General features: G+C 57.5%; 26 protein-coding genes. 5 read left to right on the forward strand and 21 right to left on the reverse strand.

What is annotated here, in order from left to right:
* Positions 1-48: 48 nt before the first annotated feature.
* Both ABWV42_RS01230 and ABWV42_RS01235 read left to right on the forward strand, forming a co-directional pair.
* Positions 49-1,113 (forward strand): LacI family DNA-binding transcriptional regulator, encoded by a 1,065-nt coding sequence (locus ABWV42_RS01230; RefSeq protein ID WP_353338541.1) that lies wholly within the window; start codon positions 49-51, stop codon positions 1,111-1,113.
* A 1,290-nt stretch (positions 1,114-2,403) separates the two neighbouring features.
* The gene (locus ABWV42_RS01235) at positions 2,404-3,267 is read left to right on the forward strand and encodes a hypothetical protein (protein WP_353338542.1); all 864 of its coding nucleotides are present in this window, start codon (positions 2,404-2,406) and stop codon (positions 3,265-3,267) included.
* Between the two features lie 142 nt (positions 3,268-3,409).
* On the opposite strand, the gene ABWV42_RS01240 is transcribed toward ABWV42_RS01235, so the two are convergent.
* The 6 genes from ABWV42_RS01240 to ABWV42_RS01265 form a co-directional block, all read right to left on the reverse strand.
* The gene (locus ABWV42_RS01240; RefSeq protein ID WP_353338543.1) at positions 3,410-3,637 is read right to left on the reverse strand and encodes a hypothetical protein; all 228 of its coding nucleotides are present in this window, start codon (positions 3,635-3,637) and stop codon (positions 3,410-3,412) included.
* 595 nt (positions 3,638-4,232) lie between these two features.
* Positions 4,233-5,354 (reverse strand): alanine racemase, encoded by a 1,122-nt coding sequence (locus tag ABWV42_RS01245; protein WP_353338544.1) that lies wholly within the window; start codon positions 5,352-5,354, stop codon positions 4,233-4,235.
* On the reverse strand, positions 5,351-6,658 hold the full coding sequence (locus ABWV42_RS01250; protein WP_353338545.1) for an N-acetyltransferase DgcN family protein: 1,308 nt from the start codon (positions 6,656-6,658) through the stop codon (positions 5,351-5,353). Before ABWV42_RS01250 ends, ABWV42_RS01245 begins: the two co-directional genes overlap by 4 nt.
* Positions 6,640-7,473: a hypothetical protein gene (locus ABWV42_RS01255; RefSeq protein WP_353338546.1), complete on the reverse strand. Its 834-nt coding sequence runs from the start codon at positions 7,471-7,473 to the stop codon at positions 6,640-6,642. Before ABWV42_RS01255 ends, ABWV42_RS01250 begins: the two co-directional genes overlap by 19 nt.
* A complete protein-coding gene (locus ABWV42_RS01260; RefSeq protein WP_353338547.1) occupies positions 7,463-7,816 on the reverse strand; it encodes a hypothetical protein in 354 nt (117 codons plus the stop codon). Before ABWV42_RS01260 ends, ABWV42_RS01255 begins: the two co-directional genes overlap by 11 nt.
* A complete protein-coding gene (locus tag ABWV42_RS01265; RefSeq protein ID WP_353338548.1) occupies positions 7,813-8,127 on the reverse strand; it encodes a hypothetical protein in 315 nt (104 codons plus the stop codon). Before ABWV42_RS01265 ends, ABWV42_RS01260 begins: the two co-directional genes overlap by 4 nt.
* Before the next feature lie 241 nt (positions 8,128-8,368).
* On the opposite strand from ABWV42_RS01265, the gene ABWV42_RS01270 reads away from it, so the two are divergent.
* Together ABWV42_RS01270 and ABWV42_RS01275 are read left to right on the forward strand one after the other, a co-directional pair.
* On the forward strand, positions 8,369-8,785 hold the full coding sequence (locus ABWV42_RS01270) for a hypothetical protein (RefSeq protein WP_353338549.1): 417 nt from the start codon (positions 8,369-8,371) through the stop codon (positions 8,783-8,785).
* 169 nt (positions 8,786-8,954) lie between these two features.
* Entirely contained in the window at positions 8,955-9,155 is a 201-nt protein-coding gene (locus ABWV42_RS01275; RefSeq protein WP_353338550.1) for a hypothetical protein, read from the forward strand.
* 54 nt (positions 9,156-9,209) lie between these two features.
* Here the strand turns inward: ABWV42_RS01275 and ABWV42_RS01280 are convergent, their stop codons facing one another.
* Entirely contained in the window at positions 9,210-9,941 is a 732-nt protein-coding gene (locus tag ABWV42_RS01280) for a Crp/Fnr family transcriptional regulator (RefSeq protein WP_353338551.1), read from the reverse strand.
* 150 nt (positions 9,942-10,091) lie between these two features.
* On the opposite strand from ABWV42_RS01280, the gene ABWV42_RS01285 reads away from it, so the two are divergent.
* A complete protein-coding gene (locus ABWV42_RS01285) occupies positions 10,092-10,328 on the forward strand; it encodes a hypothetical protein (RefSeq protein WP_353338552.1) in 237 nt (78 codons plus the stop codon).
* 11 nt (positions 10,329-10,339) lie between these two features.
* Here the strand turns inward: ABWV42_RS01285 and ABWV42_RS01290 are convergent, their stop codons facing one another.
* The 14 genes from ABWV42_RS01290 to ABWV42_RS01355 all read right to left on the reverse strand — a co-directional run bounded on the left by ABWV42_RS01290 (position 10,340) and on the right by ABWV42_RS01355 (position 24,072).
* A complete protein-coding gene (locus ABWV42_RS01290) occupies positions 10,340-10,660 on the reverse strand; it encodes a hypothetical protein (RefSeq protein WP_353338553.1) in 321 nt (106 codons plus the stop codon).
* Positions 10,653-10,934, reverse strand: a complete 282-nt coding sequence (locus ABWV42_RS01295; protein WP_353338554.1) for a hypothetical protein — start codon at positions 10,932-10,934, stop codon at positions 10,653-10,655. The genes ABWV42_RS01290 and ABWV42_RS01295 overlap by 8 nt, the downstream gene beginning before the upstream one ends.
* Positions 10,852-11,154 (reverse strand): hypothetical protein, encoded by a 303-nt coding sequence (locus ABWV42_RS01300; protein WP_353338555.1) that lies wholly within the window; start codon positions 11,152-11,154, stop codon positions 10,852-10,854. Before ABWV42_RS01300 ends, ABWV42_RS01295 begins: the two co-directional genes overlap by 83 nt.
* A 1-nt stretch (position 11,155) precedes the next feature.
* A complete protein-coding gene (locus ABWV42_RS01305) occupies positions 11,156-11,893 on the reverse strand; it encodes an NlpC/P60 family protein (RefSeq protein WP_353338556.1) in 738 nt (245 codons plus the stop codon).
* A gap of 12 nt (positions 11,894-11,905) precedes the next feature.
* Positions 11,906-12,037, reverse strand: coding sequence for a hypothetical protein (locus tag ABWV42_RS01310; RefSeq protein WP_353338557.1), 132 nt, complete (start codon positions 12,035-12,037; stop codon positions 11,906-11,908).
* Positions 12,034-12,402 carry a hypothetical protein gene (locus ABWV42_RS01315; protein WP_353338558.1) on the reverse strand — a complete coding sequence of 123 codons (369 nt, stop codon included), beginning with the start codon at positions 12,400-12,402 and terminating at the stop codon, positions 12,034-12,036. Before ABWV42_RS01315 ends, ABWV42_RS01310 begins: the two co-directional genes overlap by 4 nt.
* A gap of 72 nt (positions 12,403-12,474) precedes the next feature.
* Positions 12,475-12,978, reverse strand: coding sequence for a hypothetical protein (locus ABWV42_RS01320; RefSeq protein ID WP_353338559.1), 504 nt, complete (start codon positions 12,976-12,978; stop codon positions 12,475-12,477).
* Positions 12,975-15,218: a GTA baseplate fiber-binding domain-containing protein gene (locus tag ABWV42_RS01325; protein WP_353338560.1), complete on the reverse strand. Its 2,244-nt coding sequence runs from the start codon at positions 15,216-15,218 to the stop codon at positions 12,975-12,977. The genes ABWV42_RS01320 and ABWV42_RS01325 overlap by 4 nt, the downstream gene beginning before the upstream one ends.
* Positions 15,219-15,656 (reverse strand): C40 family peptidase, encoded by a 438-nt coding sequence (locus ABWV42_RS01330; RefSeq protein ID WP_353338561.1) that lies wholly within the window; start codon positions 15,654-15,656, stop codon positions 15,219-15,221.
* On the reverse strand, positions 15,634-16,455 hold the full coding sequence (locus tag ABWV42_RS01335; protein ID WP_353338562.1) for a phage/gene transfer agent baseplate hub protein: 822 nt from the start codon (positions 16,453-16,455) through the stop codon (positions 15,634-15,636). The genes ABWV42_RS01330 and ABWV42_RS01335 overlap by 23 nt, the downstream gene beginning before the upstream one ends.
* Entirely contained in the window at positions 16,455-20,900 is a 4,446-nt protein-coding gene (locus ABWV42_RS01340; RefSeq protein ID WP_353338563.1) for a hypothetical protein, read from the reverse strand. Before ABWV42_RS01340 ends, ABWV42_RS01335 begins: the two co-directional genes overlap by 1 nt.
* A 12-nt stretch (positions 20,901-20,912) precedes the next feature.
* Complete coding sequence (locus tag ABWV42_RS01345; RefSeq protein WP_353338564.1) at positions 20,913-21,239, reverse strand: hypothetical protein; 327 nt, start codon at positions 21,237-21,239, stop codon at positions 20,913-20,915.
* A gap of 2 nt (positions 21,240-21,241) precedes the next feature.
* Positions 21,242-21,991 (reverse strand): DUF2460 domain-containing protein, encoded by a 750-nt coding sequence (locus tag ABWV42_RS01350; protein WP_353338565.1) that lies wholly within the window; start codon positions 21,989-21,991, stop codon positions 21,242-21,244.
* Positions 21,988-24,072, reverse strand: coding sequence for a hypothetical protein (locus ABWV42_RS01355; protein ID WP_353338566.1), 2,085 nt, complete (start codon positions 24,070-24,072; stop codon positions 21,988-21,990). The genes ABWV42_RS01350 and ABWV42_RS01355 overlap by 4 nt, the downstream gene beginning before the upstream one ends.
* Positions 24,073-24,077: the final 5 nt, after the last annotated feature.

Consider the following 24,077-nt stretch of genomic DNA (forward strand, 5'->3'; position numbering starts at 1 on the left):
GACGAAGGGCGCAAAGGGTATTGCAAGGCTGCATATGTGCAAAGGTAGATGAAGAAGGCACCGTTTCCAGTTTCTGAAGACCAACAGACGGCGATCTCCCCGACGCTGGAAGATGTCGCTCGCAGTGCGGGCGTTTCAACAGCAACCGTGTCTCGATGCCTGAACAACCCGTCGGTCGTCTCGGAAAAGACACGTAAAAAGGTTCTCGATGCGGTCAAAGCCCTTGGTTACACACCCAATTTTGGCGCTCAGGCCCTGGCTGCCAAACGCACAAGAACATTTGGCGCCATCATCCCAACGATGGAAAACGCCATTTTCGCGCGCGGTCTTCAGGCCTTCCAGGAAGAACTTCAGCGCCATGGCATAACCCTGCTCGTCGCAAGCTCTTCCTACAATCCCGAACTCGAAGAAGAACAGATCCGCAGCCTTGTTGCACGCGGCGCCGATGCCCTGCTGCTCATCGGCTTTGACAGAACCCCACAGGTCTACGAGTTCCTCAAGAAACAACAGATCCCGAGCGTGGTCGCATGGGTCTACGATCAGGAGAACGCGCAGCTTTCGATCGGGTTTGACAACCGCAAAGCCATGCAAGACCTGGCCGAACAGGTTTTGGACCTGGGGCATCACACAATGGCCTTTGTCACCGCCGACCTGAATGGCAACGACAGGGCGCGACTGCGGTGCGAAGGCGTCAAACAGGCGATGCTGTCCCGCGACGTTGATCCAAACAGCCTCCACGTCATCGAAACCCCCTACTCCATCGCCAACGGCGCACAGGCTTTCGAAGATGCCATGCAGCTGACCCCCAGGCCCACGGCGATTATGTGTGGCAACGACGTGCTCGCCGCCGGCGCGCTGATTCAGGCCCGGAAGATGGGCATCAAGGTGCCGGAAGACGTCTCCATCACCGGCTTCGACGACATTGAAATCGCCGAAATCGTGACCCCGCCCCTGACAACGGTCCATGTCCCACACCGCAACATGGGCAAGGGCGCGGCCCGATTACTGGTCGCCCTGCGCAAAGGCGAGAATCCCGGTCCAAGCGTGGAACTGGACGCCACGACAACGATACGTGATTCCCTCGGCCCCGCCCCCAAAGTCTTGGGTCTTTGAGGTTCAATTCTTAGTACCTATCGCACATTCGACAGCGCTTGGAGTGCCGGGATCGGTCACCGTCCCCACCTCCAGTTCGACAACCACATTGCCGGTGTCAAGAAAACATCTATTTCAACGACTGGGCGACATGCGCGAGTTCTGAACTTGCTTAAATCCCCCGGCATTTTTGCAAATGCATGGAAATCAAGGCGCACCAAAGGGTGGGCCGCACCAACCAGCAAGACGCAATGTACTGCTATTCATTGACTTTTTCGGACAATGGTGCGGGTGGAGGGACTTGAACCCCCACGCCTCGCGGCGCCAGAACCTAAATCTAATGAATATTATACGCTTTCAAAGCGTTACATGGATTTCTTCACAGGACAAAAACGAAACAAACGAAGAATCTGTGAAACGCCCCCAAAACAATTGTTGGTCCACAACCAATGGGAATTGATCAGCCCCCAAAATGGAGTGCCGCTATTCCGCAAGCCGGCTTGCGGCCCCAAGGGGACATGCCAGAATTGCACATGGGCGGAAATTGGTCGTTCGCTGCGGTGGGAACAAATTTCGGCAATGCGCAGGAAGCGGTCTTTGCAAAATTTCGTGAACGGCCCTTGGCGGGCATTCATCAATCAATTCGGATGCCGCTCCGCAGCCCGTTGAAGCTGCCTTCTGTCACGTGTGCAACAATTGAGCATTGGCGAACGCAGCCGTCCCTGAAGTCATTGGAATGAAGTTTTCGTTCCGGAGACCATTACCACTCCGCTATCCCTAGCGCGACAAAAAGGAACCCAATCACAATCGTCCCAACTATCGACAGTATAGCGATAGTCTGCGCTGCTTCTTTGTCATCTTCGTGGAATAGAACTTGACCACCACATTTCGGACAAGGCTTGCGGCCCATGTTTTTGAATGTTCGCCTTGTGACCCAACCGCACTTGGAACACTGACCTTTCATTTTTTCCTGGTAAGACATCGGGCCTCTCCATGTTACCTAGCCAATTCCTACACGTGTTCCGTATGCAAGCAACGTCCACACATGCCTCATTAACCCTCAACGGCCCAAAGCGGATGTGATCGAACCAGATTTCTGACAGAAGGCGGTGTCCGCTACCAATGAAAAATACTCATTCATTGCGGAAAAGCGGTCTTTTGATACGCTGATGTTGACGAGGAATAACGGTGTAGGAAATGAAATTTAGGGACCGGAACTTAAGAGGGTTAGCTGAGGCCGTGATAGGGGATGCGCCACATTTCCCCTATCGGTCGAGTAGCTATATCACTCGCTTCTTTGAAGAATGCGATATGGACTACGCCCACGACGGCTCTACACGTTGGGCGTGGGCCTTTGATGTGCTCGCAGAACTATTGGCTGAGCCCTCCTCAGGACCAAATGTACTGCCTGAGCGGTTTGTCCATGTGCTGCGCGTGCTGATGCATAAGTCTGATGCAGAAGACGACGACCCTGACCGAACCAATGCTCTCGAATACATCAATAAGCCACTTACGCGAGAAGGATTTGAAGCCTACTACGGCGACGATGCTCTACTCTACATAAGGCATATTGGCACAAGAACTATTTCGCAGGCAGCGAACCCGCATCGACCATTTACGCTTAAAGAACTGGAGCGGCGTGAGGCATTAAGCACCTATCTGAACACCTGCTCAGAAGATGAACTGATAGAAGAAGTACTGTTGCCCCTCTTTCGGCAGTTAGGATTCCACCGGATTCAGGCAGCAGGACACAAAGACAAAGCTCTTGAATACGGCAAAGACATTTGGATGCGTTTCGTTCTTCCCACTCAACACGTCCTTTATTTCGGAATACAAGCGAAGAAGGGAAAACTTGATGCGGCGGGAATGAGAAAGGGCAGCAACAGGAATATATCTGAGATTCACCAGCAAGCCTTGATGATGCTCGGTCATGAAATCTTCGATCCGGAGACGAGCAAGAAAGCTCTCGTAGATCATGCCTTCATCGTTGCCGGGGGAGAAATTACAAAACAAGCCAAGAATTGGTTAGGGCAAAAGCTGGACGCGACTAAGCGAAGCCAGATCATGTTCATGGACAGGGAGGATATCCTCAATCTGTTTATCGTGACGAACCAACCAATGCCTTCAGCTGCTCTTTCTACGGTTCCTAGCCCAGATGACGAGATTCCTTTCTAGCGGAAACAGGCCATTGGTTGAGCCTTCAGAATTGATTGCTTACGGGCTCTTCGCAGCGATCTGCTCTATGTCGGTTTGATGCCCGCCTTGCGCTGGCTGCTGCACTTGTAGTTCCCACCGCGAGTTTCTGATCAGGCCGAGACTAAAGGGACTGATGATATGCATCGGCAGCCGTCTTGAGCCCGCGTACCCCTGGATCCAAATCGTCAGGCCCATATAGAGAGCGCACGCCACCATTAAATCCGGCAATTATGTAGCAGCCTGCGATAAACTCATTCAAGTAGCTTTTCACCTCTACATAGCCATTGGGGTATTCATGAACGGTTACGCTGGGAGGCAAGTTCTCACGCAAAGCATCAATGTTTCCCATGATCATCTCCTGTATGTGAATCAGTACTAAGAGCATACTGGTGGGCAACGCACTTGTGCGGCGAGCCACACCGCAGTTTCGCATTTCAATGAGAAGACGGGTTTCTCAGTTGGAGCGACTGCTTTGGGCTGGGAGCGGTCACTAAACGTATTTCTCGCACGAACCGCCCGTTTGAGCCGCTAAATACTCTTTGCATAGAGAACGAAGTGCCAGCTTTTGCCGAAAATTGAACCAAGATCCGCTTTGGTGTAAACAACACGTCCCTTGCCCAAGCTATTGTAATCTATTGAAGGGAACACTTTTTATCAGGCCTTAAGGCGTCGTTTTCACAATTTGTTCCGGTTCACGCAGGTTCAATGAACCAAGGAGCACTTCGTTTTCACGCTCGCTCGACTGCCCATTTCGTCACCCACCTGATCGGGAGAGACCGGGGGGTATGAAAAACAATAGAGCCGTCAAATTGGAAAGAAAGCGAGTCTTTCCTCGCCGCTGAGCCGTTCAATGAAGACTGATCTCAGAACTAAAGTAAACGTGAGCAACCGGCACGTCCGGCGTGAACCATCCGTCCGCAGCCTCCTGTGCGATCATCCGGACGTCATACCAGCGTCAAGACAGGGTGGATCTCGCGATCCTTAGCACTACCCCTCATCCTTTGCTTGCCATGCACAACCTTGGCAACGTCTGGGGCGCTCATCGCCCGCATTAGGGCGCTGTAGTTCATGCCCATTTTCATCTCGGATCCGACGGATAGAGCGGACTTGGCTGTCTCGACGACGGTGTGATCGCTGGTCGCGCCGATCCATTCAACTCCTGAGGGAAACGTAAGACCGCTGGCATCGGTATCCTGCTGCCCGACAGCAAGGATTGTTCGGGCGCGGATGTCAACTTTCCGAACTAATTTGAGTCCCCCAGGCTTCGGAGTCGTTGACTGGGACAACAGTGAACTGTGTTTGCGGCTTGTCTCTACAACCTCGGCAATCAGATGAAACGCGTCGGTATAAAGGCTAGTGATAGGATGCCCCGTCAAGGGGTCGGTGCCCAACAGGATGGCCTCGCCCAAACGCAGATTGTTGACGCGCCTAGTTACAACTTCACCAAGCGCCCATTGCAAATTGGCCGAGCCACCTCCTGAAATAAAATTTCCAAATGGCCCGCAATTGCCTTCTAGCTGTTCGGCCAGCCGTGAGAGCTTGGCCATGTCGCCGGCCTTCGGCGTCGCATTGCCCATACAGGCAAAATTCGCGGCGATGCCTTTGAGCACAACACCAGGTGTTGCAACGACCCGGGTGGCCAAATCGTTAAGGTGCTCTGGTAGAATGCCTTCACGCAAGTCTCCCATTTCAATCATCAAGATAACATCGTGCAAGACACCCAGCTTCACTGCCGTAACGCCTAGCTTCAGAATCGTATCCATCTCTGTATTAAAGCTCGCGTCACAATATTGGATAACATCCTCCATCTCGCTAAGCAGCGGCGCGCGGATCATTGAGATCGGACAAGCAAGACCCGCTGTCCGCATCCGAAAGATATTTGCGATGCGGGCATCAGCCAGACCGGCAACTCCACCATCCAGCATGGCCGTGGCAACGTCAGGATGTCCGCAGACGGCCTTGGTCACACCAATAACCGAGATTCCACGGTCGCCAAGGCGGCGGACGAGGCATCGCGCGTTAGCCTGGATCTTGCCAAGATCAATTTCCACTCGCGGCGAGGTCATTCCGCGGCCGCGAGAGGTACGGATCGCAACTGCGGAAAGGCGGCCAAGACCATGTCGCCCAGGTGCACTTCCGGCCGGGTCAGCGCGTCCGTCACCGGAATGCCAAGATCCTGTGAAAGACTGTCGATTGCACGTTCGACCTCGGTTCCCGTCATCGCCTCGTGATTGAGAGTGATACCAATCACCCGAGTGTCAGCAAAAGCTTCGATGAGGGCGATTTCGCTTTTCGTCTCGGGCATCGGCATGGTGGGAAAGTCGCAGCGATGGGCGCGTTTGGGCGCATGTTGAAGAACAACACCGTGCGGCTGGCTGCCGCGCAGAATGAATGCCGAGGTGCAAAAGGCCGGATGACTTAGAGCGCCTTGTCCTTCGATCAGGATGACATCCGGGTCTTCGCCATGAGACGCCGCGACGATTTCGCGTTCAAGCTCCCCACAGCAAAACTGGGGTGGCACCGTGTCCATGGCAATCCCGTATTTTGCACCCTGCATAAGCCCCGTCTGGCCAGTGCCAACGAGGACGGTTTTAATACCACGCGTGTTCAGTTCCCTGGCCAGAATGGTCGCTGTCGTCCGTTTGCCGATTGCACAATCCGTTCCCAGCACGGCAATGCGGATTGCCTTCACCTCGGACACGCTTCCGTCAAACAGGCGCATGTCCTTGCTTGGCCGGGGTTTTCGGGTATCTCGGATCGTCACGTTGGCCCTGCCAGCAGCGTTCGAAATCTCTGCGTCATCGCCGAGGTATTCGTGCAGGCCGCTGACGATGTTCATTCCGAGCGCGATTGCATCCAGCACGACCTCTCGATCCGCAGGTGACATCTTGCCCGTAGAGGGCGCCATGCCATAGATCAGTGTGTCGGGGATTTTTACCTCACGTATAACCGCAGCTTCAAGATTTTCAACGATGGGGATTTGGTTACATGTATCGTCCAGCACCAGCCCGCTGTCGCGCCCTTCAGTTTCGCTGTCTATGACCGAAAGAACGCGATATGCTTGGCTGTGACGGACAAGGCCATTTGCGGTCTTGCCGTCGATCTGCCCGAAGTTTCCCTCGCAATAGAGAACCGCGGTGGGCACCCCTTTTGTTTCAGCCTTTTTGGCATGGGTCTGACTGGTTGAGGGCACGTCGGGCGGGGCTTGCGGACCCATCGTCGACAGCCTCGCAGACGGGGTTCTTGTAGTGTCCGTTTCCATAGTCACTCCTTTTCCAAATGGATATTTGCCGGTCCGATCGCATGAAGCGTTCGGGCGCCTGAGCTTCGTTTCAATTTTGATTGCGAGTGCTAGTCGTTGAAAACGCAACGCCCTTGAGAGCGCTGGAAATTTCTATGGCACTCCCACCCGTTTCCCGATCTGTCGAGATGCGCATTGTCAGGAAGGACTATCTTTGTGCAGCCGTTGTCGGACTCTGCAAAGCCACGATTACATTTCCAGCCTGGGCCATAGCTCGCATCGTCGAAAAATGCGTTCTCCGGAACGACAACAGCCTCACAGGTGCCATCGCGTTCGAAGTAGCCCCGTTCACATGTCCAGGGCTGCCCGTGTGCGGAGCCATTCAGAAAGGCGTTTTCTGGGACAGCGATTGCCGCGCATGTGTCACCTTCGACCTCATAGCCACGGTCACACAGCCAGGCCGCCCCATAGCCACGGTCAGACAGATAGGCGTTTGATGGCAAATCGATCTTTAGGCAGAGATCATCAATTTTCGTGTAGCCACGAAGGCAGTTCCATCTTTGTCCCGACGGGTCGAGATAGCCGCCTTCGGGAACTACGACCTCAAAACAAGCCGCGTCATCGACCTCCTGAAATCCGTGCAGACACTCCCAGCCCTTGCCATAGGTCCGGTTGGTTGCATAGGCGTTCTCGGGAATGATGATGGCAAGACACGCGTCGCCGTCACGCCGGTATCCACGATCACACTCCCATCCCTCGCCATAGCTTTTGGGCCGCGCATTCGCGGGCATCTGGGCCGATTGAGATTGGGCGAAAGACGGCGATCCGATCGCGATGAACACGACAAAGGCGAGCGCAAGGAATTCCGTGAAAGACACCAAGGCAAGCACACCTACGGTGCCCTTAGACGAAACGGGCGAGAACTTGAGGTAACTACGATGCATCAAGGTCGAGACCTTCGATGCATGCCTGTGCCAGATCGCGGTTCGGGCCATCTGCTCCGGGCATCGTCGCCCAACCGGCTTCCATAACGGCGTCGCGTCGTTTGAATGAAGATGCCTCGCGGATCGCACCCAGCTTGGCAATGCGTTCAATGTCGGTGCGGGACATCTCAAGGCAGACGGGTACGAGCGCTGCGATCACTTCCTCCCGTGCCATTTTGTTGGCCATCTCCTCCGCGCCGCCTCCGGTCATCCAGCCGCCCCAGGAAAATCCAACGACGCCGACAAACGCCGCACCAAGGAGCGCGCCGTAGATTCCGGGTTTTAGCCATTCAGGTGTTGTCATGTCGTGTCCTTTTGCGGGGAAAGCGCCGCTTCGCTATCATTGTTGGTCTCAGAAAGGGCTCGATCACATGCCATCGCATGTTCGAGCTCCTCCTTTGTGGTCATTTGCATCGTCGTTTGACCGGCATTGCGACCGCGTCCCCGGACCATCAGGTATGTCGAGGCGCGCCGGTAAGCCTCGAAGCTGAGGCCTTGTATTAGTTCTTCCTCAACAACGATTTCATACGTTCCGGCCAGAATCTCCTGCTGGCTTTCGCCAATTTTGAAGTCATTTGAAAACGTCACCTTTGATCTGGTTGAACGCGTGAGCATCCTAGGTCTCCATTGAAAAGATGCTGAGCTTTCCGCCATCGCCACAGTGGCAAACGTCGAACAGAACGCCTCGCCAAGGCAAAGCTTCTGTGTGCACATTATCCGAGCCCTCGCAGGGCGAAGCTGATTGAGGTTAGCCCCGGCCCGGTTCTTTGCTGTCAGGATAAGAGGTAAAGCCGTTCCGCGGCTTCAGACACCTCCGTGCAAGCCTTTGCCTAAGTCACACGCCGAAAGGAAACCCATGTCCGCCTCAGACATCCTTCACCCGGATGGCAGTGACTACGATGCCTTCCTCTTCGCAGAATTGGGGGAGGACCGAACAGGTGCAGCCGTGACAGTCTTGTCAGCTCTTGCACGCCTTGACCTCGAGCCGTGGACCGAGGCGCGTGAGCTTGCACGTTTGGCTCGGGAGGACGCGCAAGTTCGGCTGACAACGCATTTTGAAGCGATTACCGATATTCCGGCGCTGGCGTTGGCAAGCGAGGGCAGAGCGGCAAAGCTCGTTTTACTGTTGCCGAAGCGCGCACCGCTTCGCGTTTCGAAGCCCTGCGAATCAGGTGCCAAAAATTCTCCTAAAATATCATTCTCCTGGACAACGGTGGCCCTCGTTGGAGCTGTTATTCTAGCGTTAGTCCTAAAACTGGCTCAGACGGGCTAACCTGCGTCAGTGCGAGGACACCGAGAAACCGGTTAGGTGAAACAATCCACCGAAAGTCATGGTGGCTTTTTCCGAGTAGCTCAGAGGCGCGGGGCACATGCAGTTCCAAAATAGAACTGTATGAATTCTGCGCCTCTTGTTCTCGGGCCGTCCCGGAAAGGACAATTCCATGAGCGAAGAAAACCAAACCGCGGAAAATCAGACTGTGAAACACATGGCTTCCGTCAAAGCCGCCTGGGACAAGGCACCCGAAGGCCCCAAGAAGGCTGCGGCGCTGAAGCACTATCAGGCCGCTGAAAAGGCCCATGAAGCCGAAAACGACGAAGAGGCCTACAACGAGCTCAAACAAGCGAGCCGCGCACTGATGTAGTGTCGGTATGCTTGTGAAAAGACGACAGGGCCGCCCAAACTTAGGGCGGCTTTTTCACGGCAAAAGAGGCCGCGACTGATCGAGGTAGGCCGGATCGAAATCCGCCAATGCAACCAATCCCTCGTAGTCATCGAACGTGACACGCCCGCCCTGAAACGTGACTAGCCCGCCTTCGCGGAGTTTGCGAAGGACGCGGTTGACGTGGATGGCGCTGAGCCCCAACGCATCCGCCAGATGATACTGTGTGAGCGGGCAGGCATAACCTTCCCTGCTTCCCATACCGACAAGGGACAGTCTCACGCCAAGCTCCAGCAGGAAATGCGCCATGCGTGCATCCGCATCGCGCCTCCCTAAACCAACCAGATGCTCGACAACCATCGCCTCGTCGCGCGACACGGCCCAGAGAACGGCGGTGGCCAGCCTGGGTGTCTCTGCGAAGGCTTGCAGAAAATCGCTCACCAGAACTTCCGCAGCCTCGATATCGACGATGGGTTCGATCCCATGATCTGATGTGTGCAAAAGAACGCTGCGCAGCCCCAGAAAATCCCCCGGTATCTGGAAATCAACAATCTGCCGCGACCCGTCAGGCTGGATTTTGTAAGAAACGACCCAACCCGACGCCAGGATGTAGGCCGCCTGTTCGGATTGACCTTGGTGAACCAAGTCACGCCCAGCAGAGAAACACTTCCTCCGCTGATGCAAGCGCTCTAGAACGGCCAGCTCAGACTCCGATAGCGCAACGAACGCGGAAAGCTTTTGGGTGAGTGGACTGGTTTTGATGTTCATTATCTGTCCCACCCGAACCGGGCGCATGCTTCAGGAGTATTTCGGCGTTGAGACTACTTTCGATCAGTAAGGAATACCAAACTATTTGTGAGTTTAGGACGATCAAGACCCAACCCCGTCGGAATAGAACGAACGAAAGTGGAACGCCCGATGTCAGACCTACAAGACCCCGCAGGCATGGCCGCCTTGTCGATTTGTGAGGCCCTCCTACTTGCCTTGCAAGATCGCAATCTACTGCCGGAACGCGAGATTGTCGGCATTCTCCGCGATGCAGCAGCCACCCATGAAAATGCCCAAGGCCCAGAATCAGAGCAGAAATTGCACTCGGCAACCGCCAAGCTGATCAATGCGATCATCGTTGGCGACAACCTTCCGAGACGCTCTTAGTACCGTCCCTCTTACGCTGGAAACTCCAACACCAGTTCAGCAACTACCAACGGCACCACTGGCCACAGGAACCCTGGCCAATCAAACTGGTCGGGCCGCTTCAGAAAGTCTTGGAACGTGCGGTCGGCCGAGCCGGGGCGCACGTTCTTCTGAAAGTCGCGCACCTCGCGGCCGGCATAGAAGAAGATCCCAGGCAGAGCGGTGGCAGCTTGAAGAAAAGAACCTCCCGACACCCCCCAGACGAGCAGCGAGACAGACAGGCTGAGAATGATTGCGACGGTCAAATGAGACTGCGGGTAGCGGAACAACCGCCATTCAAGAACTTTATACATCGGATCCTCCTTCCTGCGGACATGTTTGCCCGGTGATTGCGCAAATGATGCCGGCAAGCGTCTTGATCCGCTCGACCGCAGCGTCCATCCACTCTTCAGATTTCAACAGGTACGCCGCCTGCTGCTGGTTGGTTGCCCCCGGAGGTGGCAGCATCGGCTTTGCCGGCGCGACCAGCTCATCGGGCGGGACCTCAATTGCCGGCGCGGTGCCGGCGCATGAGCTCAAAAGCCCGATCGACAGCAGGGCTGCGACAAGTGTTGTCATCCTCGACATTGGCGAGATCCTCGTTAAGTTCACGAAACTGGACGGCCCGCTGACGCGCGCCCTCGATGCCCTGCCCGAGCATGCGAATGATTTCAGAGTTGGTGGCCTGCGCTGCCTTCAGGGTCTTGTTCTGCTGCTTGGCCAGCGTCGCGTCCTGGACGTACCAAACCACGGCACCGAGAACCGCGATGATCGCGACCACCTGGATTGCACCTGTGAAACTCCGCATGTCAGGCCTCGTTGACGCTCAAGACGGTGCCAGAGGCGTCGACCAAGGGCAGAGGTCGCTGATGGGCCGCGGGCCAGGTCAGAGGCCAGCGCAGCGCCAGCAAGCGGCTCGCAGCGACCCAGGCATCCTCGCTGATCTCGTTGCCCTGGTTGCCACCCAGCACCTGGTAGCGACAGCACTCCGGATCGTACCCAATGACGAAGCCGACATGCCCCCCCTTGCCGCGCTCGAAGCTCGCGATCGCCCCGAGAACGTGACCACACTTGATCCCGAACTCGGCGAAATTGCGCGCCCAATAGGGGTTGCGCTCGAGATCGGCGGGCAGCGGTTCGTCCGGCAATGTTTTGACGAGCGCCGTGATTGCCGCATCACCGCACCAGGGATAGACGGCGGGATCTCCGAGGGTCGCGCCGTCGGACTTCAGCCAATCGCGCAGCTCGGCATTGTCCCGCACCTCGTGCAGCCCGAGGTATTTCGAGATCTCGACCATCCAAGGCGGCTCCGGCGCGTGATCCGCACCAAAGCGCGCAGGCTTCGCCTCGGCCGTGTAGGCATCCTCCAGGGCCTCGAGAGTGAGAGGGCCAACGTAAGGCCGCGCCCAGAGGCCCTGCGAGCGTTTGAAGGCCACGACGGCCGAGCGTGTGAGCGGCCCCGAGATCCCGTCGACTTCGCCAGTGTAAAAGCCAAGCGTTTTTAGCGCGCGCTGCAGCCAGCGCACGTCATAGACTTGCGTCGCCATGATGGTTTTCCCCTAGTTGAAGATTGCAGCCCAGATCAGCGCGCCCAAAAGGCACAGCCAGATCAGCCAGGAGGAAGCGCCTTGGATCCAGCGGTACCACCGATTGCGGGTCGCTGAGCGCGCGATCTGAACTACAGATTTCATTGCCCCGCCTCCTTGATGCGCTTGGTCAACCGCTCGAGAACTACGCCCCGAATGTGGCTGAAAGCAGTGTGGGCAGCCCAACCCAGAATGAACGGGAGCAGGATCATTGCAGCTGCAGGCAAGGTAGGGATCTCAACACCGATCAGCCAAAGAAACAGAGGTCCACCAAATGTTCCGACAAGACCGTTGAAGAGGAACAGGACAAGGCCCTTCCTGATGTCAAACGGCTCGAGTTCCAGAACCGCGATCAGTGCGCCCACTGCAGCGAAAATGAGGAACGTCGGAGACGAGCCATTTGCTGCAAGCCACGTACTCGCAACGGCGAAAAGGCCTGCCGAAGCAGACCCGAGAAATTCAAGTTTCATGATAACTACTCTCAGTTGGTGGTTTGTTTCACCGCGCGGATATTCTTGCCCTGCTCCTGCCCGCGCTGCAGATCAGAACAGATCGTGCCATGTGGTGCCGTCGTGGCACCTCAGTTTGTCGGTCGCATCGTCAAAGTACACGTCGCCCCGTTCGGGACTGGCCGGTGCAGTTGTGGGATTCAGTTTCAGAAGGTCTTGGACCTTCACACCGCCATGCAATTCCGCACCACCAGTTGGAACATCCAGCGCCCCCGAAACACGAACGCCCCCTTCAATCTTCCAAACGTTGGCGTTCTCGGGGTCCAGCATGAACTCACGGTCATTTTGATAGGCGCCCGAAATATCCGTTGGACGTATCGAGAAGATGTCTCCTCCGCCCTGCCCCTGCCCTAACTTAGCCAACGCGCCACCGCCTGTGGCCAGACCGATCAGGAGGTCGCTTTGCGCCTCCACGTCACCGGCGACCTGCAGACCGCCGGTAACTTCAAGGTCTCCCTCGAACACACCACCATTGAGACCACGCAAAAGACCCTCATCGTCAATGAACGTGTCGTCTGACAGCCACTTCTGCGTCATGCCAAGGTAACCTCCTGCTTGGCTTCACCACCCACGTTGCCGAGGGTATTGGCTTCACGCACCCCGATCGTGAGGGTGTCACCGCTCTGTCGGGCAGTGGCCCAATCGGTGACTTGATCCGCTTCCAGATACAGGAACTTATTGGCGCCGGAGACGGTGTGAGTGCCCTTCAGTGTCGCGCCGTCGTAGAGCTTCACTTCAAATGAATCGGAAGTATGGGGCTGCTCCGGCCGACTCCAAGTGATCAGGACGTTCGCCCCCGACATGGTGGCCGCAATGTCCGTTACTAGGTATGGAGTGCGGCCCCGGTCGCTGGAGGTGAAATTCACAGTGACATAGGACGCATCCCCGACATCCTTGACCGCCGGACCAACTTTGTAGACCCGCTGAACCGATACATCCTGAACACGCGCCTCAACAGGAGACACAGCACCATTCAGCGCCACCACACGAGCGCCAGACGGGATGGCTTTGGTCTCTCCGCCTCGGCCGCGATAGAGGTTGGACAGCCGCCAGGTTGTCCCGCTCAACAGCACCGCGTCCGCAAACTGCATTACCTCCCAAGAGCTATCCGCCGCCTGAACCGCAATCGCGTTGATGTTGTTGGCTTCGACCTGCGCCTGAGATTTGGAGGCGAAGGAGCCATCGAGGAGCGTCACATCGAGTTGCGCGGAAGCGTCCCAGCTCTCGGCATCGCCGATCGCAAGCGCGGAAGTGGTTGACCCCATCGTGGCAACCCGCTGCATAGCGGCGACCGCATCATGATCAGCACCCAGCGAAAACTGCTGCTCACGAAGAACTGCCATCGGATACCAAGGGTCAGCATAGGCGGCGACATAGACACCCAAATCACTCTTGGCGCCTGACGTCCAAGGCAGATCCATCATTGCAACTGTCGGCGCCACGGGGTCGCGTGGATCGCGGCTTGCAAACCCGGGGCTGCCTTCACCCGGTTCGGTATAGGGATCGCGAGACAGTACGGTTTCACCCTCGCAGTGGAGCGCGCCCTGAAACGACATGCCAACAATCTGAACGTCGTACTTGCTCTGATCCCTGTCGATCAGCCTGATGATAGCCCCGTGCTTGATCAGCGGGTCCAGCATTGCGCGCGCTGGAAGGGTGAAGGCAACTTTGGTACGACGCACGATGGCATCCATCCGGGCCCCATTTGCCAAGGCAAGAGCCTGCGGCTCATACAGCGCCTCTGGTGTGCGCAGCTGGGTGACTTCACCAGCATCAGCCGAAACCTGTGCCGGCACCTCTTCATAGTCCCTCGCCGGATCCGGTGCCGACAGATGTACCCGTGACGGCACTTTCGCCGGGCCGTCGCGCTTGACCTGAATTGGCGACTCTCCCCTTTGACCTACCGGGAGCTCGGACCAGTCGAACGTGGCAACGGGCGCACCATATCTCGGCACCGCCTCAAATGTGCCGCGGGAACGTTCGACCAAGTCAATGAGCCGGGGAGCCGCGATCGACGTGAACCGCGAACGGGGGCTTGTGACGCCCGAAAACGCGGCCCCCTGAACCAAGTATGCCGGCACCTGAGAGACATCGACGGCGATGCCATCGTCAGCCATGATGGCTTCTAGCAGCTTCGGGAGAGTTGCCGCGGACAGGGAGTTCCGCACAACAGCACGAACGGTTGGCGGCCGGTTCGAAAAGTGCGTCGTCAGATCCAGATCATCGAAGACCATATGGGCGAGGCCGTGATAGGGCGTAACGTTGCCCACCCCTTCAACCGCTTCGATCGTTGGGTCAATTGTGTTGCCCGTTCCTGTGTAAAACGTGGTGTTGAAATCGCCCAGATCACGAGGCTTTGCGTCAAAAAACACCTGCACAACTGCATCCACTTCCTCCGCGAAGACATAGGAAATGCTGACAAAATACTGATAGGTGATTTGGGTTTGAGACGGACCGCCTTTCCCGCCGACCTCTTCCTCTGTCTTCACCTGCTCGAAACGCGAGGCCCAGAGTATGTGCGCGGTGACGGCCGCAGTTTCATAGACCCGCGTCCCTTGCTGGCCATTGAACGTGCTGGTCAGAGAGTCCGTCGACAGCTTCTGGCCTTCCACGGTCGGTAGATCCGGAGCAAAAAACGCTCGATCGATGATGCCTCCCACCAGCGAGACACCAAGACCCACTGCCTGGCCAACAGTGAATGAACCAATGAGAGTGGCGCCAGCCACCTGCGCCGGGATGAGTGCGCTGGCAGCTGCACTAAGAGCAAGTGTCGCCATCTAGATCGCCCCCGGAAAACTATAAGCGCCGGTGATCTCGGCACGAGGTGGAAGCGGCCCCTCAACCACCTTGCGAACGGTCCGGCCGCCCCAGGCATGAACGCACCGCCCAGCCTCAACGAGGATCACCGCATGATGGGTTGGAGTGTCCTCTTTGAAGCGCATGACCAGCACGTCGCCGGGCCCCGCCTCATCGGCAGAAATCGGCTGCAGATAGCGATCGGCGAACTCAGTGAGGATCGAGGCCTCGAGCAGATCCACCCGCGACGGGTAAGGCGGCGGCGCCTCCGGCTCAGGCCCGATAATCGCGCGCCAGAGGCCACGAATGAGGCCCACGCAGTCACACCCGCCCCCTTGTACGCTCTGCTGGTGCAGGAAAGGCGTGCCAATCCACTCGCGCGCCTCACGCACGATCTCAGCTTTCGAAACGTGATCCACCGTCAAACTCCCTGCCATCGTTGCTGTTTGCCACCTCGATCGTGGCGCTGGCGTTCGGCGAGCGGTGGCCATGCCCCCCGAAGAACTCAAAGTTGTTGAACGTTTTGCACTGCAACACGGTCTTGCCGCAGCCCGGCTCCAAAGTGACGGTGTCACCAACGACGGGCGGGTTGGCGAATGGGTGAATAAGCCACAGGTTCGAGGCATCCACGAAAACGATTTCCGCACGCTCGGTGCCAAAGATCGCGAAGCCGGTCTGCCATTGCCCTGCCGCGGGGGTAGGCACGGCCCCGGAGAGGACTGAACCGTTGACGGCCGTCACCTCCATAGAAGACTGGAAGCTCGCACGATCGACCCCGCACCGCGCGTCTCCAAGCGCGTGGCCACAGTTCGGCGCACCGATCAAACCCGTCTTGACGTTGATCTTCACGGCACCTGCGCTTTCCAGTGTGCCCTTCAGCGTATTGCCCTGCCATGAGGTGTCGGCCAACGAATAAGTCAGGAACTCCCTGACGATCTCACGCGACCTCCAGTCAAACAGGATCACCCGCAGCTCTGCGCCATCCCACAGCCCCGCCTCGACCTCGACACGCGAGAAGTGCTGAGCATCGAATACTGTGGTGATGTCGATAGTGTCGATAGCGCCTCCAACACGCTGCTCCGCGGAGGAAGCAACAATCGAGTTGACCGGGCTACAGGTGACACCATCAACGATCAGCGGCCGATTGTGTTCGGTATAGCCCCAAACCTGCCCGTCCGAACGGGTCAGGATATAGCAGCGTGCCCACTTCAACAGCATCAGCTTTGGAACTCGAACCAGGAGGCCTGAAGGTCGGCGACGTTGTGGCCGATCAAGGTGACAGTTCCGCTCGTGCTTGGCGAAGTGATGGTGCAGTCACTGCCGGCGTCTACCGCATTGCTTTGAACCTGGGTGAGGTTCCCAAGCCCGACACCGGAGGTGATCACGATCACATCTCCCTCCGCCGCGTCGAAGTCGTTGATGGTCAGGCTTTCGACACTGGTCCCGAACTGGAACCGATCGCCACCGGCACCGCCCGATACGGTATCAGTGCCAGCACCGCCCTCGAGACTGTCATCGTCATCGCCTCCATCGAGGCTGTCGTTGCCTGCGCCACCAACCAGGGTATCGTTGCCTGTACCGCCGGACAGGGTGTCGTTGTCAGCACCGCCAACGATGGAATCAGTCCCTCCGGAACCGGAAAGGCTGTCTGCACCCTCCTCACCCTTGATCGTGTCGGCGCCAGCCCCGCCGTCGATCGTATCTGCGCCGTCGCCGCCTTCAATGCTGTCAGTCCCGCCATCACCGGAAATGGAATCCGCGCCAAGCCCACCCGTCATTGTGTCTGCTTCAGCACCACCAGAGAGGGTATCGTTGCCGGAGCCGCCTTTGACGAGGTCCTCACCGGCACCGCCAAGCACCGAGTCGGCGTCATCGCCGCCCTCAAGTGTGTCGTCACCATCGCCGCCATCGAGCGTGTCATCGCCACCGATGCCCTGAACGAGGTCATTGCCGGCGCCACCAATCAGGCTGTCAGCGCCTGAACCGCCGCCCCTGAGAGTGTCATCCCCGTCACCGCCATCCAGTGTGTCGTTGCCAGACCCACCCTTCAGCTCATCATCTCCAGCCTCTCCAAGAAGGCTGTCATCGCCAGATCCACCTTCGAGAGTATCGTCGCCGCCGTTACCCTTCAGGGTGTCATTGCCACCACCGCCGATGATCGAGTCGTCCCCAGAGGTACCAAGCGGGCGCGCGTTGACCCAGCTCGAGGCCTCCTCTCCCATGATCAGGCCCGTCGGGAACGCGATCCACGCGACGGTTTCGGTGCTTGCCAGATCTGTTGCGCCCGGCTCAGCAACCAGCTTCACCTCAAACCCATCGCGCGTGACGGACCCTGGCACAATTTGCGCCTGCACCAGATGGCCAGACTTCAGTTCCTGCACCTGCGCAATCACAACAGGAACGGTTGGCATCGTGCGATCGAACCGGACTTGGCGAGTTTGGCCGACCCGAACGTCGACCGCTTCGGCCTCAAATACGTCGCCGGCATCTGAGAACACGTGCCGCCCTTTGGTGGCCACCAACCAGCGAATGGCTTCGGTTTCGATAGATGTGCCGATAGTGGACTGCAAACGCATGTCGCACCCGCCAGAGCGGACCTGGTCAATGACCGGCGCGGTCGGGCGGGCGGAAGCGAAGCCCATCATGGATGCAAACACAACGCAGTCACCCATCTGGTCCGTATAGCTGCGAGTAATTACCCCAGAGCCAGGATTGCTGGCAAATCCGGTCTCCAGTTCGTCACAAATGACGCCGACGCTCGACAAGAGCAGGCCAGCCTCCAGATCAATCCCACCGATGGGTCTGATTTGTGGTGTCTGCCCCGAATAGAACGAACCAGTCAGAAGCAAGCTCCAGTCACCCGAATAGGGCGTAACGAACAGCGCCGTTGCGCCGGCCGCGTCGTGGTCCTTGCGCACATCAAGCGTCGTGTCTGCGAGAAGCATGTCGCCATCCCCCTCGATGCTGTCGGCACCGCTTGCGCCCTGCAGGGTATCGCTGCCCCCTGCCCCGATCGCAGTAAGGACATCGCCTTTGGCATAGTATTGAACCGCAACATCGTCGCCGGCACCACCGAACACCTGGTCAAGACGGCCCTGGATGTAAGATCCGGTAGGCGACGCAATCACATCAGGCGGCGTTGCCGTGCTGTCAGAAAAGAACGCCTCGATCTCCGGAGGCATCACAAAGGTGTGTGCGCTGTCCGTCTCCGGCTGGAAAAGCACCACATCAAACCCACCGCCCTCGCGCTCACGCACTGGCGTGTCGGTCGTGCTGACGATGTAGGTGTCGTCACCGTGATAGCCCTGCAGGGCGGTCATGACGGATTCGCCAACGAGACGTTCGAAGACCTCGGCCGCGCCCCCGCCGGCGTCGCTGTCCTGATATCCGACCCGCTCCAGTTCCGCATCAAAGGCAGCCTTGATCGCGGTTTTTACAGTCGCGTAGGACGTGTGGTTGATGAGGTTGATCCGGTTGGTCGGATCATCGGAATCGCAATAAAGCTCTTCCCTCTGATCGTACCAACGGACATATCGGAACACCTTTCGGCCCTTCGGACCGTCAACAGCAAGCACGTAGCCAAGATTGCCCAACGTCTGCACCAGCGCCCCTCGCGCATTCTCCCAGGTGCTGGGGCTCCGCATGGCAGGCAGCAAGGACTGCCCCTGAACGTGTTCAGGCGTCTCGAGGCCGAACATCTCCATCAGGGTGGGATAGAGATCGATCGCCGAAACCGGCTCGTTGATTTCCGCGGCATCAGCAAGAAACTCGCGCAGTTCGGGAATCTGCAGTTCGACGCCATACTGGCTCATCTCCAAGACAAATGGCGATCCCGCATTGAAGAGATCCAGCGCGGGCATGTCATCGACAAGAATGTTGATCAGGATGGGCGCGCTTGTCGGAGACAATTCCATAGGCGCCCGCATCGCACAGAAGCAGCGCGCCGCCACGCCATACGGCAAACCTTTCTCCAGTGAACCGGAAAAGCCATCATAGGCGCGCTCGCCAAGCATGTAGCCGTGATCAGACCAGACACAGATAACCGCGCGATCCCAAAGGCCTGCATCCTTTATGGCCTGAACCATGCGGCCGAAATTGGCGCTAAACTCTTCAAACACGGCCGCGAAATACTGGATCCGCTCTTCCAGCTGACCGTCGCCCGCAATGGCCGTTGCCTCATACTCCGACAGATAGCGCAGCACCCAACTGGACGCCGTGTCAAAGCCACTAGGAACAGTGATGTTCGCAAGGGGATGCCGATCAAGATACTCAGGAAGCGGCTCAAGCGGCGTGTGTGGCCCGCGCAGGCCGAACCAGCCAGCGAAGGCCTCATTGCCACCGGCGACGGCCTGTGAGACGCGCTCAAGCGTCTCAACAACATGCACGTCGCCCTTGCCGACCTTGTCACCCCTCTCACCACCATCCTCGATGACCTTGAGCTGGGTGGCGAGGGTCGAGACATCGCGGAGCGCAAAGCTGTCGATCCGAACAACAGCATCTGAGGTCGAGGTGTTTGCGCGCCAGTTCACCTGCAGCTGTTCACCAGTCGTCGAGGCAGGCAGTTCGACAAAGGCCTGAACATCGGAAGGCAGTGCCGGCATATCCGCCACGGCGCGTTGGCTGATCCAGTATTTCAACGTCACCACGCCATCCGCGGTGTCACGATTGACGTTCGGTGATTGTTGCTGCTCGACCAACGTGCCGTCGCCGGTTCGCGAGTAGGCATCCATACGCGACGCGAAACCACCGGACGTGGTGTCATCCGCGACAACCTTGAAAGTCACCTCGAACTCGTAGACCGCTCGCTGATTGAGCCTGAAGTACTCCTCGAAGCCCGTCTGCAAGAAGCCATCCACCTCCAGACAGTCTCCAAAATCCGTGTCTCCGGTAACCCAGGAAGCCGAGGCGTGATCGGTGTTCTTGATGGCTGCCTCATTGGCTTCCTCGACCTCGACACTCGAAAGATCCAGTTTCTTCGCGTCGGCGGTGTCATCTTCCTGCCAAAGACCAAATGCGTGCGCGTTGGTGATCGTGGACTGGAAGTAGTTCACCACCTGGTCGACGTTGAAGGTTACATCACCTCCGGCGACCGTGGCGGACACGGTCCCGCCTACTCCATAACCGGATCCCGACAGCTTGCTGTCATAGGTGCCTTTATCCGGCCCCTGCGTCACCTCGACCGTCGCGATCGCCGTGCCGGCGGCGTCAAGGGTAACATTGGCGTATCCACCACTGCCACCTACCTCGATCGGATCTCCGTTTTCATCGACCTCCCCACCAGGCAAGGTGCCGGCAGTCGCGAAGGACAGGGCCACGTTTTCGATGACCTGATTTGCAGTCCCGAAGATGCCGCTTTGCGTGGCCACCGAAAGCGACTTCAGCGCGCCTTCGGGAATCCGGTGATACTCATCAAAGCCGGCCGTTCGAACTGCCTCGTTCGGCCAAGGTTCATGGAACAGCTTGCCGACCCCAAAGACCTGGAAGCCCGACAGCTTGAAGCGCGCAGGAAGGCTCAGCTCCTGATCGACCAGCAGGTGCCACTTTCCGGCAGCGTTCGACCAGCAGCGCGTGAAATTGGCATATGCCCCCCACATCTGGCCGGTTCGGCTGGGTTTGCATTGGGGAACGGGCGCCTGCATGTGGCGGATGTGAATCGTGGACATGGCTTCTTATCCTCAGACTGCTGCCCCGGTGGCATCGACCCATCCGGTGCTTTTCCACCAAATCGGCTTGCCAAGGGTCGTGTCGAAATACTGGTAGTAAACGCCCGCCCCCAGGTTCGGGCGATCGGCAGTGGTGCCGTAGGACTGCACAGACATGCCGGCGACATTGTTGCTGATGTCGGTCTCAGCCGCATCGACAAGGGCCTGGACCTGCTTGCGCGGGCTGTCGCGATCAACGCCATCCGGATCAGGGATAGTCGCGGTTTCGTCACCCGCGACCCACTCGTTCAGGAACGACAACCACTTGGTTGCCGAGCTCACCAAATCAGGAATGCTCACCATCAGTTCACCAGTTCTTTGAAGTTTTCGATCAGGGCCGACAGCTCGTCGTCTGTGCGGCCAAGCGCGGCGCGGTACTCGTCGTTTTCGGAGGAAGGGGCGTAGTCTTCTTCGCCGATCAACTCGACAAGTTCGAAGGTTTCCACATCCGTGGCATACTGAGAGGCTGCAGCGAAGCCAAACTCACCATCGAAGCGAACGCAGAGATTGTACGTCCCGGCGAAATAGAGGCGCCCCGAGCGCGGGATGTAGCTGAAGACCACGACACCGCGCCCATAGTCGATTTCCACACCTGACGTGATTTCATCGTCATTCCACCAGATCCTGAAGCCTTTGGAATCCGGTTTGGTGATCCGGCGGTAGCGCCGATGGCCGCCGCTTTCGTAACCGCGGAAAAGCGGAAACTCGATCTTCCCGTCGACGGTGTAGGCGGTCCAATCGTCGCTGTGAACATCTTCGAGGTCATACCAAAGCGTCTTTTCCGGTGCCTCATATTCTGTATGATCCCGCACCACAAAGGGGCTTGCATGACCTCCGCGAGCTTCTACAAACTCACGGAACGCCGAATTGACCTCATCGCTTTCAACGCCAGGAGTGATTTGCAAGCGCCGGCGCGACTGACTGTGAACCTCTTCTCTGTCCTCATCTCCACTGGCAAGAGGAGTAATGCGGACACCGAATTCTGACATCGAGCGAGCGCCGAACAACACTGCATTGCTCAGGCGAATCTCGTGGCAAGCACCGTAGGTCATTCCTGCCTCTCCCCATTTCCAAAGACCTGACCAAGCCGTCCCCGCTGAGCTTGCATCGACGGCTGAATTTCCACGGCCGTTTTCGGGCCCGGATGCAGCACCTTGATGATCGGGCGGAAGACAACCGGCGAGGCTTGTTTCCCGCCACCGAACGCGTCTTTTGCGTCTTGGTGGCTCAACACATAGCCGGGCACTTGCGGCACAAACGCCTCGGTGCCTCTCTCATTGATTTCGTAGACGCGACCGGCTTGAACATCTCCGCCGTTGGCGCGTTTGCCGGAGAATATGCGTGACAGGCTGCTGGTTGCTCCGCCAAGAATGCCGCTGTCTCCCACCAAACCACCGAGGAGACCGGACAGCGGTCCTTCACCAAAAAGCAGAGCCTCAAGGGCGGCACGGCGAATAGCAGCCCCCAGACTGTCCATCGCGTCGGCACCATCCTCGGCAAAATCCAGGATGGCATCCTTCAAGATGCCCTGCATTGCCTTGAACTCAGCGGCGGCCTCCGTCGCGTCCTCATACTTCTCCTTGGCTTTGTCGATTGCTCGAGCGTACGTGTCTGCGGAGAGATAGCCCTGCTCATGAAGTTCATCGAGGCGTTCGAGTTCAGCGTTGTACTTCTCTAACTCGGTCCGCGTTGCTTCATAGATTTTCTGCGCTTCGCGCTCGGCTTCGTTCACACGGGTTGTGCCGCCTCCCCGACGTTTCTTTCGGTTGTAACCAGGGGAATTGAAGTCGGTGGGGTTGGTGAAAATCGGCGCCTTGGATTTCGGGTTGCGCGGATCGTTTGCATCGAATCCTTGGACGGTGTTTCCATTCACCACCCCGATGTTGGCTATTTTGTTGGCCAGTTCGACAGAGAGGCCAAGTTGCTCAACAAGACGTGTTGCCTCGTCCGCTGCGTCCGAGATAGGCGAGGTCATGTCCATACCGGCGAGTTTCGCGGCTTCGATCCCAGCGTCTGTCAGACCCTGCCAAAGCTTGCGCACGTCCTCCGGCATACCCTCCAAGCCGCCGTATGCCTCCCAAATTTCCTGAGCCAGATCCGCTGCTGCCCGAGCCTGATCTTCAAAACTGGCTGTGTCTTGCAATTGCTTTGCTGCCACAAGAACACCCTGAGCGGCATCACGAGAAATATTGTACGCGTCGGCGACGTTTGCCACGAGGTCAGGCAGTTGACCGAGTTCAATAATCTCTTGCGTCAGGGCAGCACGCCGTTCGGTGTCCCCCTCGCGAATGGCGGTTTGCAGTTCCCTCGCCTTGGCTAGGTACTCGTCACTTCGGTTGATAATCAGGTCGAAATTATCCGCGCTGACCCGGCCCAAGTCACCGAAGTCCTCGGTCAGCAAGGCCAATGCGTCGCCCATCTTCTTCTGTACGTCAAACTCAGCGAGTTGCACTTGTTGCTCGAGCAGTTTGCGAGCCGCCTCAGCAGCCTTTCCATACCGGACACGCTGCGTTTCGAGGCTCTGGTTCTGCTGATCTACGATCGAGGTGTATGTCGCGGCGCTGTCGCGCAGCTTGTTATTCATCTTGACCAGCTTTTTACCTTCGTCCCCAACCTTGGCCATTTCCATAACCATCGGACCAAGAACAGCGGTGGCACCACCGATCAGCACACCCCAGAAACCAAAACTGGCGAGAATATCTGGCAGCTGGATAGACAGAGCGCCGAGGTAGTTTCCGGTTACCGCGCCTTGTTGGCCAATCTGGTTCAATTGGAATGCAAGGTTCTTGAGAACAAACTGTCGTTGACCTGCCGACTGATACAGCTTGCCAGTGGCAACTGTCGCAGAGCGCAAACCTTGCTCGAGCTTCAACAGATCTTCGGCATATTGCTTTGAGGTGATCACACCCAGTTTCTTGGCGCGTTTGAGCTCGTCGATTTCGTGCTTGTATCTCTTTACCGCCGTGGCCAGCGGGTTGAATTTGTTCTCCAGCCGGTCAATTTCGCGCTCAAAAAACTTCGCCGACTCTTCGGCGGATTTTGCTTTCTTGGAAAACTCATCGAGGTCTTTGCCGCCGGCCTTTACAGACGAGGTGTGGACTTGAACCCCCAATTGGGCGAGATCTACTGACATATTCT

Origin of the sequence: Pelagimonas sp. KU-00592-HH (genome assembly GCF_040369695.1) — a bacterium.
Lineage (GTDB): Bacteria > Pseudomonadota > Alphaproteobacteria > Rhodobacterales > Rhodobacteraceae > Shimia.

Excerpts from the sequence above, each read along its gene's own strand:
- ABWV42_RS01285 (WP_353338552.1), top strand. The coding sequence starts at position 10,092 with ATGTCAGACCTACAAGACCCCGCAGGCATGGCCGCCTTGTCGATTTGT.
- ABWV42_RS01245 (WP_353338544.1), bottom strand. The coding sequence starts at position 5,354 with ATGACCTCGCCGCGAGTGGAAATTGATCTTGGCAAGATCCAGGCTAAC.
- ABWV42_RS01335 (WP_353338562.1), bottom strand. The coding sequence starts at position 16,455 with ATGCTGTTGAAGTGGGCACGCTGCTATATCCTGACCCGTTCGGACGGG.
- ABWV42_RS01265 (WP_353338548.1), bottom strand. The coding sequence starts at position 8,127 with ATGCTCACGCGTTCAACCAGATCAAAGGTGACGTTTTCAAATGACTTC.
- ABWV42_RS01340 (WP_353338563.1), bottom strand. The coding sequence starts at position 20,900 with ATGTCCACGATTCACATCCGCCACATGCAGGCGCCCGTTCCCCAATGC.
- ABWV42_RS01350 (WP_353338565.1), bottom strand. The coding sequence starts at position 21,991 with ATGACCTACGGTGCTTGCCACGAGATTCGCCTGAGCAATGCAGTGTTG.
- ABWV42_RS01320 (WP_353338559.1), bottom strand. The coding sequence starts at position 12,978 with ATGACGCAGAAGTGGCTGTCAGACGACACGTTCATTGACGATGAGGGT.
- ABWV42_RS01270 (WP_353338549.1), top strand. The coding sequence starts at position 8,369 with ATGTCCGCCTCAGACATCCTTCACCCGGATGGCAGTGACTACGATGCC.
- ABWV42_RS01295 (WP_353338554.1), bottom strand. The coding sequence starts at position 10,934 with ATGTCGAGGATGACAACACTTGTCGCAGCCCTGCTGTCGATCGGGCTT.
- ABWV42_RS01315 (WP_353338558.1), bottom strand. The coding sequence starts at position 12,402 with ATGAAACTTGAATTTCTCGGGTCTGCTTCGGCAGGCCTTTTCGCCGTT.
- ABWV42_RS01325 (WP_353338560.1), bottom strand. The coding sequence starts at position 15,218 with ATGGCGACACTTGCTCTTAGTGCAGCTGCCAGCGCACTCATCCCGGCG.
- ABWV42_RS01290 (WP_353338553.1), bottom strand. The coding sequence starts at position 10,660 with ATGTATAAAGTTCTTGAATGGCGGTTGTTCCGCTACCCGCAGTCTCAT.
- ABWV42_RS01305 (WP_353338556.1), bottom strand. The coding sequence starts at position 11,893 with ATGGCGACGCAAGTCTATGACGTGCGCTGGCTGCAGCGCGCGCTAAAA.
- ABWV42_RS01235 (WP_353338542.1), top strand. The coding sequence starts at position 2,404 with ATGGACTACGCCCACGACGGCTCTACACGTTGGGCGTGGGCCTTTGAT.
- ABWV42_RS01300 (WP_353338555.1), bottom strand. The coding sequence starts at position 11,154 with ATGCGGAGTTTCACAGGTGCAATCCAGGTGGTCGCGATCATCGCGGTT.
- ABWV42_RS01260 (WP_353338547.1), bottom strand. The coding sequence starts at position 7,816 with ATGACAACACCTGAATGGCTAAAACCCGGAATCTACGGCGCGCTCCTT.
- ABWV42_RS01230 (WP_353338541.1), top strand. The coding sequence starts at position 49 with ATGAAGAAGGCACCGTTTCCAGTTTCTGAAGACCAACAGACGGCGATC.
- ABWV42_RS01355 (WP_353338566.1), bottom strand. The coding sequence starts at position 24,072 with ATGTCAGTAGATCTCGCCCAATTGGGGGTTCAAGTCCACACCTCGTCT.
- ABWV42_RS01280 (WP_353338551.1), bottom strand. The coding sequence starts at position 9,941 with ATGAACATCAAAACCAGTCCACTCACCCAAAAGCTTTCCGCGTTCGTT.
- ABWV42_RS01255 (WP_353338546.1), bottom strand. The coding sequence starts at position 7,473 with ATGCATCGTAGTTACCTCAAGTTCTCGCCCGTTTCGTCTAAGGGCACC.
- ABWV42_RS01275 (WP_353338550.1), top strand. The coding sequence starts at position 8,955 with ATGAGCGAAGAAAACCAAACCGCGGAAAATCAGACTGTGAAACACATG.
- ABWV42_RS01240 (WP_353338543.1), bottom strand. The coding sequence starts at position 3,637 with ATGGGAAACATTGATGCTTTGCGTGAGAACTTGCCTCCCAGCGTAACC.
- ABWV42_RS01310 (WP_353338557.1), bottom strand. The coding sequence starts at position 12,037 with ATGAAATCTGTAGTTCAGATCGCGCGCTCAGCGACCCGCAATCGGTGG.